Consider the following 13,720-nt stretch of genomic DNA (forward strand, 5'->3'; position numbering starts at 1 on the left):
CGCCTTGATTCCATGCACAGAATCTATACACAACATGCATGCACGGATTCCATACACAGCTTCCCTGCATCAGAGCCTTGCCGCTGAACTCAATGTGTGGGGGCCTCCGGTCTTCCGGCATTGTGAGTTGTCGGCACATCAACCCCACGAGCCCAGGCTTTCGCTCAGATCTGTCAATGCCTGTAAGCTACGTTCACCAGCCTCCAATCTGATCAGTGATGGCATCAGCCCGGTTGCTTGCTCTCGCGGCCATCAGCTGCGGCACCCTTGCCTGCTTCCCCTGCGGCGCCCATGCGCAGAATATGGAAGATGATCTGATCATGCACTACTGCACCAATGCCGTCAACGCTGAAGTTGCCCTTTCGGGCAAGCCAGCGCCCGCCGGTCTGGCTACGTACACGTGCACCTGTGTCGTTGATCAGGTGCACCAACGTGTGAGCATCAGCAATGCCAAGACAATCTGCAAGCAGCAGGCTGCCACCAAGTTTGGTCTCTGACTTTATGCTGGGATAGAGAAACAGTGGCGTTGATCATTGTGTAGACACGCTGGCTTTTCCAGTGGACAGCCCTCAAGCGGTTGGTCTTGGGTTTGTTGAGGAACAACGACCCCTCCCCTGTCTCACACCGGGGAAGACTGACTCACCTCCGAGCGATCCTCAGGCTGCAGCTGTTTGATTGCTCGGGGGTCGATACTCGACTCTTCTGATGGCTTCATCGGCATCACCAGCTGCGCCAAGAAGCCAACGCGGATAGAGAGTCACCCTGCCAGCTTGTCATTGTTCCTCACCAGTGCAGACAATCAAACTGTTGATTGTTTTGTGACAGCTAGTTGCTTGTGAATCAGTCCCCATTCAGCCCGCTGCTTCTCTTGTGCGACGTTGTCGCTGACAGCATGATCCCCAAGCTGATCATCAAGAGATTGCCCCTTTTCTTCTTCGACATCCTTGGGATCACTCCTGGGCCGATCAAGTCGAGCTCCACCCATGCGATTGCGATGATGCTGCCAGAGCGTACGGTTGGCTCGAGTCCGATGAATCCTGTCGGCATCGATCAGCAGGCAGGCCTCAGGCACCACTGACAGCTCCCGGCAGTGTGGCCAGGTTGACAGCTCGCCGGTTTGCCACCGACCTGCCAGGGGGCGCCCACGTGCGGCCATGTCTTCGCTGGCTCTTTCCTCTCTGGGATTGGCTTTTCTGGGATGGGCGATGCCGGTTTCGAACCAGCGACATCCTGCTTGTAAGGCAGGCGCTCTACCGCTGAGCTAATCGCCCCAGGTGCGCATTCTGGCCGTGTCACCCCCCATGCTGGCAACCATCCGGCGCCCGCACCTCGATGGCCAGTGGCCGCAGCCACGACCGCGCCATCTGTTGGCTATGCGTGCCCTTCGGGCTGCTGTGGTGGCCGTGGCTCGGTCTGGCCGGGGTGGTGAGCGGCTGCAGCAGCTTCCTGGTGGGGGGCTTGTGGCTGTCCCCCGACCTCGACACTGTCTCGCGGCCGCTGCGCCGCTGGGGGCCGCTGGCGGTGCTCTGGTATCCCTATCGCCGCTGCCTGCGGCACCGCTCGATCGCCTCCCACGGTCCGCTGCTGGGCACCGCCCTGCGCCTGGCCTACTTGGCGGTGTGGCTGCTGGTGCTCAGCCTGCTGCTGCAGCCCTTTGGCGCCCCCTCCCCGCGCACACTCGCCGCTGGACTGCAGACGTTGTGGAGCGTCCACGGCCCGCTGGTGCTGGTGGGCCTGGCCGGGCTGGAAGCCAGCAGCTGGCTGCATCTGCTCCAGGACGGCGACCCCGATGTGCGGCTACCGCGCCGCTGGCGCCCCCGGCGCCGGCGCCCGCGCGGCGTCAGCGCCCGGTCCGTGAGACGGTGAGGGGCAAGGGCGCTGCGCCCCCCTCATGCCTCGCCATGCCAGCTGAATCCGATCCCAGCGCATCGCGTGAAGTCGCGGCTCTGATCGCCGTGGTGGAGCGCCTGCGCGATCCCGTGCAGGGCTGCCCCTGGGACCTGGAGCAGACCCACAGCTCCTTGATCCCCTACGTGCTGGAGGAGGCCCACGAGGTGGCCGACGCCATCCGCCATGGCGACGACGCCCACCTGCAGGAGGAACTGGGCGACCTGCTGCTGCAGGTGCTGCTGCATGCGCAGATCGCCAGCGAGGCCGGGCGCTTCGATCTGGCCGCGATCGCTCGCGACCTGCGCCACAAGCTGGTGCGCCGCCATCCCCATGTGTTCGCCGCCGCGGCTGAGGCCAACCGGGGCCTGGCCGGCGACAGTGCCGCCGTGCGCCGCAGCTGGGAGGCGATCAAGGCCGAGGAGCAGGAACAGGAGCACCACCGGCAACAAGAGCAGGTCGCTGCCGTCAGCAGTGAGCCCAACACTGGTGAGCCGTTCACCGGCCAGCCCGGCTCGGCGCCGCTCAGTGCCCGCCTGGCCCGCAAGCTGCGTGGTCAGCCGGCGCTGGCGGGCGCCATGACCCTCTCGCGCAAGGCCGCCGCCGCCGGCTTCGAGTGGGAAAGCATGGCGGGCGTGTGGGCCAAGGTGGAAGAGGAACTGGCCGAGTTGCGCGAGGCGGTGGCCAGCGGCGATCGCGCCCATGCCGAATCGGAGCTGGGCGATGTGATCTTCACGCTGGTGAATGTGGCCCGCTGGTGCGGGCTCGATCCCGACGAGGGCCTGGCGGGCACCAACCGCCGCTTCCTCGACCGTTTCTCCCGCGTGGAAGCGGCCCTGGGCGGGGACCTCAGTGGCCAGAGCATCGAACGGCTGGAGGGGCTGTGGCAGCAGGCCAAGGCGCAGATCCGCGCCGCCCAGGACAGCTGAAGCCGCTGGCGTCTCAGTCGTCGCTGAGCCCCTGGCGGGAACGGCGCTGGCCCTTGATGGCGCTGCGCAGCCGCTTGGCCGTGAGCCGTCGCTCCACGGCCCCGCGGCCCGGCCGGGTGGGGCGACGGGGCTGCGGCGGTGGGGCGATCGCCTCCGCCAGCAGCCTCACCAGCCGGCGTTCGGCGGCCTGGCGGTTCAGCCACTGCGAGCGGTGTTCGGAGGCGGCAATCACCAGCACCCCATCCACCAGGCGCCCCTCCAGCCGGCGCAGGGCCCGCTGGCGCAGCACGGGCGTCAGCGCGCTCGACGCGGCCAGGGCGAACACCAGCTCCACCCGCGAATCGGTGGTGTTCACGCTCTGCCCCCCCGGGCCGCCCGAGCGCGAGAAGCGCCAGCTCAGTTCAGCGGCCGGAATCCGCACCGACGCTGTCACGGTCAGATCAGAAGCCATGGCCCCAGGCTGCCAGAACCCGGCAGGGGGCGCCGCGCGGCCAGGTGCGCCGCGACACCGCCACGGAACGCTTAGCTGGGAAGCAATGCTCCGCTGTGCGATGCCCGATCCCGTCGTCTTCGATCCCACGCCCAGTTCCAGCGCGGCTGCCGGCCCCGGCTGGGTGGATGAGATCCACCAGGGCGTTCGCTACGGCCTGGAGGCCGAGGTGCTGGTGGAGCGCTCCAGTGCGTTTCAGCGCATCACCGTGATCGACAGCCGCACCTACGGCAAGGCCCTGCTGCTCGACGGCTGCTGGATGACGGCCGAGCGGCAGGAACGGCACTACCACGAACCGCTTGTGCACCCCGCCCTCTGCGCCGCTGAGCGGATCGAGCGGGTGCTGGTGATCGGTGGCGGCGATGGCGGCACGGCCCGCGAATGCCTGCGCCACCCGGGCGTGGTGCAGCTCGACATGGTCGAGATCGACGGGGAGGTGGTGGAGCTCTGCCGGCAGCATCTGCCTGGGTTGGGGGGCGGCGCCTGGAGCGACCCCCGCTTCCGGCTCACCATCGGCGACGGCATCGCCTGGGTGGCCGCCGCCGCCACTGCCAGCTACGACGTGGTGATCGTGGATGGCTCCGACCCGGCCGGCCCTGCCGAGGGTCTGTTCAACCGCGCCTTCTTCGAGCACTGCCGCCGCCTGCTGCGGCCCGGTGGCGTGTTCGCCACCCAGAGCGAATCGCCCGAGGCCTTCCGCGCCGTGCACGTGGCCACGGTGCGGCTGCTGCGGGAGGTGTTCGGCCATGCCGATCCTCTCTATGGCTGGGTGCCCATGTACCCCAGCGGCTGGTGGAGCTGGACCTTCGCTGCCACCGACGGGCCCCGCTACCGCCGGGCCCTGCCGGAGCGCGCCGCGTCCGTGGCCGAGGGCTGCTCGATCTGGAGCCCCCGCTGGCAGGCCGGTGCCTTCGAGGCGGTACCCGCCGCGATCGAACGGGAGCTGCAGGCATGAGCAACGCCTCTCCCATCGAGCTGTCCGCCGCCGACCCTTCCAGCGGCGAGCCTTCCGCTGCCGAGCTCTTCGCCACCGAGGGGGCGATCTTCATGGCGGCCCGGCGGGATCCGGCCGGCTGCCGCGTCGGCCTGTTCGGCGTGCCCTACGACGGCACCACCTCCTTCCGCCCCGGCACCCGCTTCGGGCCGGCGGCGATCCGGGAGGTGAGCAGCGGGCTGGAAACCTATGACCCGCAGCTGGATCTGGATCTGGAGGATCTGGCCTTCGCCGATCTCGGCGCCGTGGACATTCCCTTCGGAGCGCCCGAGCCGGTGGTGGCGGCCGTGCGCCAGGCCACCGAGGCGGTGCTGGCGCACGGACTGCGCCCGCTGATGCTGGGCGGCGAGCATTCGATCAGCAGCGGCGCGGTGGCGGCGGTGGCCAGCCGCCATCCGGATCTGGTGATGGTGCAGCTCGATGCCCACGCCGATCTGCGTGACAGCTGGCTGGGCACGCGCCACAGCCATGCCTGCGCCATGCGCCGCTGTCTGGAGGTGCTTCCCAGCGGCGTGCTGCGCCAGATCGCCATCCGCAGCGGCACACGCGAGGAGTTCAGCGAGCTGCGCCGCACAGGCCGCCTGGTGGGCCGCGCCGGCGGTTGCGGCCTGGCACCGGAGCTGTTGCAAGCGGATCTGGCCGCGGCGCTGCAGCCGCTGCGCGGCCGGCCGCTTTATCTCACCGTCGACCTTGACTGGTTCGATCCGGCCGTGATGGCGGGCACCGGCACACCGGAACCGGGCGGCTTCCTCTGGGGCCACTTCGCCGCCCTGCTGGAGGAGCTGCGCCACCACGATCTGGTGGCGGCCGATGTGGTGGAACTGGCGCCGATGCTTGACCCCAGCGGCTGCAGCGCCGTGCTGGCCGCCAAGGTGACCCGCAGCCTGCTGCTGCTGCTGGGGCGCGAACGCCCCAGTGCGGGTCAGTAGCAATAGGAGCCGCTGGTGCGTTGCTCGCGCAATCGCTCGTGCTGCTGACCGATCAACACCACCGCCAGGGTGGGGTGGTTGTGGAGCAGGTTGAGGAAGCGAAGGCGACCGAGCCGCACCAGCTCCACCGGGGTGCGTGCCAGGGCCTCGTTGCGGAAGAAGCCACCCCGCCAGACGATGTCCTGGTAACTGAACAGTTCGCCGGGGCGGTAACAGAGCCGCTCGCCGCTGGGATCGATCAACTCAACGATCCCTTTGCGGACGGCGTAGATGGCACTGGCGGTGTCACCGCGTTTGAAAATCGAAGATCCGGTGGGGAGCGTGAGGATGTCTCCGTCCACCTGTCGGGCCATCAGGTCAACCGGGGTCGTGCTGGCAAGAGTGAGCAATCATCTACCTCCTGAAATCGGGGGAAAGAGCCACCCTTTCAGCAGCGGCGCAGGCCGTTGCTGGCAGGAGTGACAGCCCAAGATCGTAACGTCAACTCACACGCAATCAAGCTTGAAGCGGCCGGAATGTGCTCGGCTACACCGAAGCGGGGAGCAGGTCGGTGAGGGCCAGTTGGCGGATGGTCGGTGCCGCCCCGGGGTGTGGATGGCTGTAGGGAAGAATTTCTGACACGGGCAGCCGCGGGCTGCGTGCCGTCCAGTGGTGGCACCAGAGATCAGAGGCCAGCTCCTGATGGATCTCCAGGCGGCGCAGATGGCACCAGCCCATGGCCTCAGCGCTGGGGGGGCTGCAGTGACGACAGCTGCGGCAGGAGGAACGCTGGCCCATTGCTGGCCGATTTTTGGTTCCTCAAGGTAATGACTGCTGCAGCGCATTAACAGAGAAAGAACCGAACCAGCGGGAAGTCTTCGGATTTGCAGACGCGTCTCCATAGGATCGCGCCACTTCTTTCCCTGGCGAGGCGACAGCCCATGGCCGATCCCTCCGTGCCCGCCGCTCCCCTCAGGCACACGCCCCTGGCCGACGCCTGCCGCGGGGCCGGTGGGCGCATGGTGCCCTTCGCCGGCTGGGAGATGGCGGTGCAGTTCTCGGGGCTGGTGGCGGAGCACCAGGCCGTGCGCCAGCACTGTGGTGTCTTCGACATCTCCCACATGGGGGTGCTGACCCTGCGGGGGGACGGCGTCAAGGACGCCCTCCAGGCGCTGGTGCCCAGCGACCTGCACCGCATCGGCCCTGGCGAGGCCTGCTACACGGTGCTGCTCAATGCGGCCGGCGGCATCCGCGACGACCTGATCGTCTACGACTGCGGGCGCCAGCCCGGGCCGGAGGGCGACGCCGATGTCCTGGTGCTGGTGATCAACGCCGCCTGCGCCGAGGCAGACACCGCCTGGCTGCGTTCCCAGCTGGAACCACACGGGATCGTCGTGGCCGACCGCAAGGGGGAGGGGGTGCTGCTGGCCCTGCAGGGCCCGGAGGCCGAGGCCCGGCTGGCCGCCCTCAGCGGCGCCGATCTGACCGGCCTGCCCCGTTTCGGTCACCGCACGTTGCCGTTGGCGGGCAGTGCGGCGGGTGCAGCACGTGGCGCCATGGCGTTCGTGGGCCGCACCGGCTACACCGGCGAAGACGGCTTCGAGCTGCTGCTGGCGGCCGGCCCCGGCCAGGCCCTGTGGCAGCAACTGCTGGCCGAAGGGGTGACCCCCTGCGGGCTCGGTGCCCGTGACACCCTGCGCCTGGAGGCGGCCATGCACCTCTACGGCAACGACATGGACGCCACCACCTCCCCCCTGGAGGCCTCGCTGGGCTGGCTGGTGCACCTGGAGATGCCGGCGGCGTTCATCGGCCGCGATGTGCTCGAACGCCAGACCGCCACAGGGGTGAGCCGCCGCCTGGTGGGCCTGAAGTTGCAGGGCCGGGCGATCGCCCGCCATGGCTACCCGGTGCTGCGCGACGGCCAAGTGGTGGGCGAGGTCACCAGCGGCACCTGGTCGCCCACGCTCGCCGAAGCGATCGCCCTTGCCTATGTACCCGCCGACGCGGCCCGGCCCGGCACGGCGCTGACGGTGGAGATCCGCGGCCGCCAGGAGCCGGCGGTGGTGGTGCGACGTCCGTTCTACCGGCGTTCCTGAGCCGCCCGGGCCCTGGCGCGCGAGCCGCTGGGGGCCTGGCGCCTGAGGCCCTGTGGGAAACTCGCCCTTCCCCTCGATTTCCCCCATGCGCAGCCACGGATGCGGCGACCTGCGCAGCGATGCCACGGGCCAGGCCGTGTCGCTGTGCGGTTGGGTGGACCGGCGGCGTGATCACGGCGGTGTGATCTTCATCGATCTGCGCGACCGCAGCGGCACCGTGCAGATCACGGTGGATCCCGATCTTTCCCCCGCCGCGTTCGCCGTGGCCGAGCGGCTGCGCAACGAAACCGTGCTGAAGGTGTCGGGCACAGTGCGCGATCGTCCCGCCGACTCCCGCAACGAGCGGCTCGCCACCGGCGCCGTCGAGGTGCTGGCCAGCGCGATCGAGGTGCTCAACGAGGTGCGGGGCAATCTGCCCTTCCCGGTGTCGGTGCACGACGACACGCCGGTGCGGGAGGAACTGCGCCTGCGCCACCGCTATCTGGATCTGCGCCGCGAGCGCATGAACGGCAACCTGCGCCTGCGCGCCCAGACCATCCAGGCGGCCCGCCGCTTCCTCGAGGCCGAGGGCTTCATCGAGGTGGAAACGCCCGTGCTCACACGCTCCACCCCTGAGGGTGCCCGTGACTACCTGGTGCCGAGCCGGGTGTGCGGCGGGGAGTGGTTCGCCCTGCCCCAGTCGCCCCAGCTGTTCAAGCAGCTGCTGATGGTGGGTGGCATCGAGCGCTACTACCAGGTGGCCCGCTGCTTCCGCGACGAAGACCTGCGCGCCGACCGCCAGCCGGAGTTCACCCAGCTGGACATGGAGATGAGCTTCATGGAGCAGGAGCAGATCCTGCAGCTCAACGAACGGCTGATCGCCACGATCTGGCGCGCCGTCAAGGGCATCGAGCTGCCCAGCCCCTTCCCCCGGCTCACCTGGCAGGAGGCGATGGACCGCTACGGCACCGACCGGCCCGACACCCGCTATGGCCTGGAGCTCACCAACGTGAGCGACATCGTGGCCACCAGCGGCTTCAAGGTGTTCTCCGGCGCCGTGGCCGCCGGTGGAGCGGTGAAATGCATCGCGATCCCCGGCGGCAACGACGCGATCAGCAACGTGCGCATCAAGCCCGGCGGCGACGTGTTCTCTGAAGCCACCACCGCCGGCGCCGGGGGCCTGGCCTTCATCCGCGTGCGGGAGGGGGGCGAGATCGACAGCATCGGCGCCATCAAGGACAACCTGAGCGCCGAGGGCAAGGCCGAGCTGCTGCGCCGCACCGGCGCGGAGCCCGGCACCCTGCTGCTGTTCGGTGCCGGCGACACCGCCACAGTGAACAAGGCGCTCGATCGGGTGCGCCAGTTCCTGGCCCGTGAGCTGGGTCTGGTGCCCGCCAGCGGCGCCGGCGGCGCCTGGAACTTCCTCTGGGTGGTGGATTTCCCGATGTTCGAGTTCAACGCCGAGGAGAACCGGCTTGAGGCTCTGCACCATCCCTTCTGCGCGCCCAATGCCACCGATCTCGGCGCCGATCCGGCCGGCTGGCCCACGGCCCTGCCCACCGCCCGCGCCCAGGCCTACGACCTGGTGCTCAACGGCCTGGAACTGGGGGGTGGTTCGCTGCGCATCCACGACGCCGCCCTGCAGAAACAGGTGCTGCAGACGATCGGCCTGCCGCTGGAAGAGGCCGAGCGGCAGTTCGGCTTCCTGATCGAAGCGCTCGACATGGGCGCCCCGCCCCACGGCGGCATCGCCTTCGGTCTCGATCGCATGGTGATGCTGCTGGCGGGTGAGGAGTCGATCCGCGACACGATCGCCTTCCCCAAGACGCAGCAGGCCCGTTGCCTGCTTACCCAGGCCCCGGCCGACGTGTCCATGAAGCAGCTGGACGAGCTGCATGTGGCCAGCACCTGGGTGGCGGAGGAGGGCTGAGCCCGCAGCGGCCGCCAATGTTTCCCACGGGCTGTGGCGTTGTTGCCGCAGGCCGTATCCCCGCGGCTAGAACGAGATTCCCACCTCTCCCCCGAACGCCCCCATGGCCGTCACCGCTCCTCCGATCGACATCGGCATTCCTGAGAGCCAGCGGCTGCAGATCGCCGCTGGCCTCGGCAACGTGCTGGCCGATTCCTACGTGCTCTACGCCAAGACCCACGGCTTCCACTGGAACGTCACCGGGCCGATGTTCAACACGCTCCACCTGATGTTCATGGACCAGTACACGGAGTTGTGGACGGCCCTCGACCTGATCGCCGAGCGGATCCGTGCCCTCGGTTGCCCGGCCCCCTACGGCGGCGCTACCTATGCGGGCCTCTCATCGATCCCCGAAACCGAAGGTGTGCCCACCGCCCTCGCCATGGTGCGCGAGCTGGTGGAGGGCCACGAAGCGGTGGCTCGCACGATCCGCTCGGTGTTCACCGTGGCTGATGAGGCCAACGACCAACCCACCGCCGACCTGCTGACCCAGCGCCTGCAGATCCACGAGAAAACCGCGTGGATGCTGCGCAGCCTGCTGGAGGGCTGAGTCTCGCGGTGGTGGCGCAGGCCGTGTTGCCCGCGCAGCGGGCCTGGTGGCGGCGGCTTCAGTGCGGGCGGAGGACGCTCGATAGATTGATGTGTCCGCCAGTGCCTGCTCCACCCCCATGGCGAAGTTCGTGTTCGTGACCGGCGGGGTGGTGTCGAGCATCGGCAAGGGCATCGTGGCGGCCAGCCTCGGGCGACTGCTCAAATCCCGTGGCTACAGCGTTTCGATCCTCAAGCTCGACCCCTACCTGAACGTGGATCCGGGCACGATGAGCCCGTACCAGCACGGCGAAGTGTTCGTCACCCAGGACGGCGCTGAGACCGACCTTGACCTGGGCCACTACGAGCGCTTCACCGACACCGCCATGTCACGCCTCAACAGCGTGACCACCGGCTCCATCTACCAGGCGGTGATCAACAAGGAGCGCCGCGGCGACTACGAAGGCGGCACCGTCCAGGTGATTCCGCACATCACCCGGGAGATCCGCGAACGCATCCACCGGCTGGCCGCCGACAGCGGCGTGGATGTGGTGATCACAGAGATCGGCGGCACCGTGGGCGACATCGAATCGCTGCCCTTCCTGGAGGCCATCCGTGAGTTCCGCGGGGATGTGGGCCGCCACGACCTGGCCTACGTGCACGTCACCCTGCTGCCCTACATCGGTACCTCCGGCGAACTCAAGACCAAGCCCACCCAGCACTCGGTGAAGGAGCTGCGCTCGATCGGCATCCAGCCCGATCTGCTGGTGTGCCGCAGCGACCGGCCGATCACCGAGGAGCTCAAGGCCAAGATCGGCGGCTTCTGCGGTGTGTCCACCCACGCGGTGATCGAAGCCCTTGATGCCGACAGCATCTACGCGGTGCCGCTGGCGATGGAGCGAGAGGGGCTCTGCCGCGAAGTGCTCGATGTGCTCGGCCTCGACGACCACAGCAGCGACATGGCCCGCTGGGAGGAGCTGGTGCGCAAGCTGCGCAACCCCGGCCCGCCGGTGAAGGTGGCCCTGGTGGGCAAGTATGTGCAGCTCAACGATGCCTACCTCTCGGTGGTGGAGGCGCTGCGTCACGCCTGCCTGGAGCAGGACGCCTCCCTCGATCTGCACTGGGTGAGCGCCGAGCAGATCGAAACCGAAGGGGCCGATGCGCTGCTGCAGGGCATGGATGCGGTGGTGGTGCCCGGCGGCTTCGGTAACCGCGGCGTCGATGGCAAGGTGGCGGCGATCCGCTGGGCGCGGGAGCAGCGCGTGCCGTTCCTCGGGCTGTGCCTGGGCATGCAGTGCGCCGTGATCGAGTGGGCGCGCCACCTGGCGGGCCTGGAAGGGGCCACCAGCGCCGAGATCGATGCCGATGCAGCCCATCCCGTCATCCACCTGCTGCCCGAACAGCAGGACGTGGTCGACCTGGGCGGCACCATGCGCCTCGGCGTCTATCCATGCCGCCTGCAGCCCGGCACCATGGCCGAACGGCTCTATGGCGAAGCGGTGGTGTACGAGCGGCACCGCCACCGCTACGAGTTCAACAACGCCTACCGCAACCTGTTCCTCGACTCCAACTTCCGCATCAGCGGCACCTCGCCTGATGGCCGCCTCGTGGAGCTGATCGAGCTGGAAGGCCACCCGTTCTTCACCGCCTGCCAGTTCCACCCCGAGTTCCTCTCCCGGCCCGGCCGCCCCCATCCGCTCTTCCGTGGCCTCGTGGAAGCGGCCCAGTTGCGCCATGCCGCCGGCAGCGCCAGTGAGGCCGCGGCCAGCGAGGCGGCTCTTGCCGCCCTGGAGCGTTCCCAGCCCGACCCAGTTGCCGGTCTGCCCGTTTCCCCTTGAGTCTTTTCTCCTGAGCCTTTCCCGTTGAGCCTTGCCCTGCCCGTGGCCATGACTCCGCCGGCGTCCGCTGCCCTGCCGGTGGTGGAAACCTTCCACTCGATCCAGGGGGAAGGAAGCCACGCTGGTCGCAGTGCGTTCTTCCTGCGGCTGGCGGGCTGCACGGTGGGTTGTTCCTGGTGTGACACCAAGGGCTCCTGGCCGCAGCAGGCCCATCCGCTGCGCCCCCTGGCGGCACTGGCCGCGGAGCTGACGGCGGCGGCGGCAGCCGGGGCGGCCTTTGTGGTGATCACCGGCGGAGAACCGCTGCACCACGACCTCACGGCCCTGTGCGCCCAGCTGCGCGGCGCCGTGGATCCGCCGCTGCCCCTGCATCTGGAAACCAGCGGTGTCGATCGCCTCAGCGGCCGTTTCGACTGGATCACCCTCTCGCCCAAACGCCACCGGCCGCCGCTGCAGGAGCTGCTCAGCTGCTGCGACGAGCTCAAGGTTGTGGTGCACGAGCCCGCCGACCTCGCCTTCGCCACCGCCATGGCCGCGGCGGCCCGGCAGGAGCGGCACACGGCTCCGCCCCAGCTGCTGCTGCAACCCGGTTGGCAGAGCAGCCAGGGGCGGGCGCTGGCCTTGGAGTTCGTGCGCGCCAGTCCCGACTGGCGGCTCAGCCTGCAGAGCCACAAGTGGCTGGGGGTGCGCTGAGCGGCGATCCCGCAAACTGTCCCCAGACCTGGACATGGGCGTGGAGAAACTGCAGAGCCTGCGCGGCATGGTGGATCTGCTGCCGGCGCAGCTGCCGGTCTGGCAGCACGTGGAGGCGGTGGCCCGCGATCACTTCCGCCGTGCCGGGCTGAGTGAGATCCGCACGCCGCTGCTGGAGGTCACCGAGCTGTTTGCCCGGGGCATCGGCGAGGCCACCGATGTGGTGGGCAAGGAGATGTACAGCTTCGAAGACCGGGGTCAGCGCCGCTGCACGCTGCGGCCGGAAGGCACCGCCTCGGTGGTGCGGGCGGTGCTGGAGCACGGCCTGCTCAGCCAGGGCCCGCAGCGGCTCTGGTACGGCGGCCCGATGTTCCGCTACGAACGGCCCCAGGCCGGGCGTCAGCGCCAGTTCCACCAGATCGGCCTGGAGTTTCTCGGTGCTGCCGATCCCCGTAGCGATGCCGAAGCGATCGCGATCGCCTGGGATCTGCTCACCGCCCTGGGCGTCAACGGCCTGGCGCTGGAGCTCAACTCCCTGGGCGATGCCAGCGACCGGGCGGCGTACCGGCAGGCGCTGGTGGGCTGGCTGGAGCAGCGGCGCGAGCAGCTCGACCCGGAGGCGTGCGAGCGCATCGCCACCAACCCGCTGCGCATCCTCGACAGCAAGAACCCGGCCACCCAGGCCGTCCTGGCGGACGCGCCGCTGCTGATCGACCACCTCAGCGCGGCGAGCCGCCAGCGCTTCGAGCAGGTGCGCGAGCTGCTCGATCGCCTCGCGATTCCTTACCAGCTCAACCCCCGCCTGGTGCGCGGGCTCGACTACTACGCCCACACGGCGTTCGAGATCACCAGCGATCAGCTGGGTGCCCAGGCCACCGTCTGTGGCGGCGGCCGCTACGACGGGCTGGTGGAGCAGCTGGGCGGGCCGGCCACAGCGGCGATCGGCTGGGCGATCGGCATGGAGCGGCTGGTCGTGCTGCTGGAGCGTGCCGGTGCGACCGGCGCCGCGGCGCCGGTGCCGGCGGTGTACGTGGTGAGCCGCGGGCCCCTGGCGGAAGCGATGGCGCTCGATCTCGCCACGCAGCTGCGGCGCCGGGGCCAGGCGGCGGAGCTGGATCTCTCCGGTGCCGCCTTCGCGCGCCAGCTCAAGCGCGCCGACCGCTCCGGCGCCCCCTGGGCGGTGGTGATCGGCGAGAGCGAAGCGGAACAGGGCCTGGTGCTGCTCAAGAATCTGCTGGGCGGCGGCGCCGAGCAGCGGCTCAGCCCGTCGGCCGTTCTTGCCCAGCTCGCCGGATCCGCCGGCTGACTGGATCAGCCGGTTCACCAGTGCCCGCCGGCCCGGATCACCCCGTCGACCTGAACACCAGAGCGACCGGATCAGCAAGTTGACTCCGCAACGGCAAGAGGCC

The 13,720-nt window shown here is 69.1% G+C and carries 15 protein-coding genes and 1 tRNA gene; 11 read left to right on the plus strand and 5 right to left on the minus strand.

Annotated elements, in window-relative coordinates; all coding sequences use genetic code 11:
* Positions 1 to 224: 224 nt before the first annotated feature.
* Positions 225 to 431: a hypothetical protein gene (locus KBY86_RS08980; RefSeq protein ID WP_255140900.1), complete on the minus strand. Its 207-nt coding sequence runs from the start codon at positions 429 to 431 to the stop codon at positions 225 to 227.
* A 437-nt stretch (positions 432 to 868) separates the two neighbouring features.
* Between KBY86_RS08980 and KBY86_RS08985 the strand changes: the two genes are divergently transcribed.
* The gene (locus KBY86_RS08985; RefSeq protein ID WP_255140901.1) at positions 869 to 1,078 is read left to right on the plus strand and encodes a hypothetical protein; all 210 of its coding nucleotides are present in this window, start codon (positions 869 to 871) and stop codon (positions 1,076 to 1,078) included.
* A gap of 121 nt (positions 1,079 to 1,199) precedes the next feature.
* On the opposite strand, the gene KBY86_RS08990 is transcribed toward KBY86_RS08985, so the two are convergent.
* Positions 1,200 to 1,271, minus strand: a tRNA-Val gene (locus KBY86_RS08990).
* Positions 1,272 to 1,332: 61 nt separating this feature from the next.
* On the opposite strand from KBY86_RS08990, the gene KBY86_RS08995 reads away from it, so the two are divergent.
* Together KBY86_RS08995 and mazG are read left to right on the plus strand one after the other, a co-directional pair.
* Positions 1,333 to 1,866, plus strand: coding sequence for a metal-binding protein (locus KBY86_RS08995; protein WP_255140902.1), 534 nt, complete (start codon positions 1,333 to 1,335; stop codon positions 1,864 to 1,866).
* 35 nt (positions 1,867 to 1,901) lie between these two features.
* Positions 1,902 to 2,816: a nucleoside triphosphate pyrophosphohydrolase gene (gene mazG / locus KBY86_RS09000; RefSeq protein WP_255140903.1), complete on the plus strand. Its 915-nt coding sequence runs from the start codon at positions 1,902 to 1,904 to the stop codon at positions 2,814 to 2,816.
* A 13-nt stretch (positions 2,817 to 2,829) separates the two neighbouring features.
* On the opposite strand, the gene arfB is transcribed toward mazG, so the two are convergent.
* The gene (gene arfB, locus KBY86_RS09005; protein ID WP_255140904.1) at positions 2,830 to 3,267 is read right to left on the minus strand and encodes an alternative ribosome rescue aminoacyl-tRNA hydrolase ArfB; all 438 of its coding nucleotides are present in this window, start codon (positions 3,265 to 3,267) and stop codon (positions 2,830 to 2,832) included.
* 100 nt (positions 3,268 to 3,367) lie between these two features.
* Between arfB and speE the strand changes: the two genes are divergently transcribed.
* Positions 3,368 to 4,261 (plus strand): polyamine aminopropyltransferase, encoded by an 894-nt coding sequence (speE, locus tag KBY86_RS09010; protein WP_094514591.1) that lies wholly within the window; start codon positions 3,368 to 3,370, stop codon positions 4,259 to 4,261.
* A gap of 92 nt (positions 4,262 to 4,353) precedes the next feature.
* Positions 4,354 to 5,229 (plus strand): agmatinase, encoded by an 876-nt coding sequence (speB, locus tag KBY86_RS09015; protein WP_233133127.1) that lies wholly within the window; start codon positions 4,354 to 4,356, stop codon positions 5,227 to 5,229.
* Here the strand turns inward: speB and KBY86_RS09020 are convergent.
* Together KBY86_RS09020 and KBY86_RS09025 are read right to left on the minus strand one after the other, a co-directional pair.
* Positions 5,223 to 5,582 carry a Crp/Fnr family transcriptional regulator gene (locus KBY86_RS09020; RefSeq protein ID WP_094514594.1) on the minus strand — a complete coding sequence of 120 codons (360 nt, stop codon included), beginning with the start codon at positions 5,580 to 5,582 and terminating at the stop codon, positions 5,223 to 5,225. The two genes, speB and KBY86_RS09020, sit on opposite strands and share 7 nt — an antisense overlap.
* 172 nt (positions 5,583 to 5,754) lie before the next feature.
* Entirely contained in the window at positions 5,755 to 6,006 is a 252-nt protein-coding gene (locus KBY86_RS09025) for a hypothetical protein (protein WP_094514442.1), read from the minus strand.
* A gap of 143 nt (positions 6,007 to 6,149) precedes the next feature.
* Between KBY86_RS09025 and gcvT the strand changes: the two genes are divergently transcribed.
* From gcvT to hisS, 6 genes are all read left to right on the plus strand, one after another.
* Positions 6,150 to 7,304: a glycine cleavage system aminomethyltransferase GcvT gene (gcvT, locus tag KBY86_RS09030; protein ID WP_255140905.1), complete on the plus strand. Its 1,155-nt coding sequence runs from the start codon at positions 6,150 to 6,152 to the stop codon at positions 7,302 to 7,304.
* Between the two features lie 85 nt (positions 7,305 to 7,389).
* The gene (gene aspS / locus KBY86_RS09035) at positions 7,390 to 9,213 is read left to right on the plus strand and encodes an aspartate--tRNA ligase (RefSeq protein ID WP_255140906.1); all 1,824 of its coding nucleotides are present in this window, start codon (positions 7,390 to 7,392) and stop codon (positions 9,211 to 9,213) included.
* Positions 9,214 to 9,316: 103 nt separating this feature from the next.
* On the plus strand, positions 9,317 to 9,802 hold the full coding sequence (locus KBY86_RS09040) for a Dps family protein (RefSeq protein WP_094514450.1): 486 nt from the start codon (positions 9,317 to 9,319) through the stop codon (positions 9,800 to 9,802).
* Positions 9,803 to 9,920: 118 nt separating this feature from the next.
* Positions 9,921 to 11,618, plus strand: coding sequence for a CTP synthase (locus tag KBY86_RS09045; protein WP_255100319.1), 1,698 nt, complete (start codon positions 9,921 to 9,923; stop codon positions 11,616 to 11,618).
* A 48-nt stretch (positions 11,619 to 11,666) separates the two neighbouring features.
* On the plus strand, positions 11,667 to 12,311 hold the full coding sequence (locus tag KBY86_RS09050) for a 7-carboxy-7-deazaguanine synthase QueE (protein ID WP_255140935.1): 645 nt from the start codon (positions 11,667 to 11,669) through the stop codon (positions 12,309 to 12,311).
* A 40-nt stretch (positions 12,312 to 12,351) separates the two neighbouring features.
* Complete coding sequence (gene hisS / locus KBY86_RS09055) at positions 12,352 to 13,617, plus strand: histidine--tRNA ligase (protein WP_255140936.1); 1,266 nt, start codon at positions 12,352 to 12,354, stop codon at positions 13,615 to 13,617.
* Positions 13,618 to 13,720: the final 103 nt, after the last annotated feature.

Source organism: Synechococcus sp. Lug-A, assembly GCF_024345655.1.
GTDB lineage: Bacteria > Cyanobacteriota > Cyanobacteriia > PCC-6307 > Cyanobiaceae > MW101C3.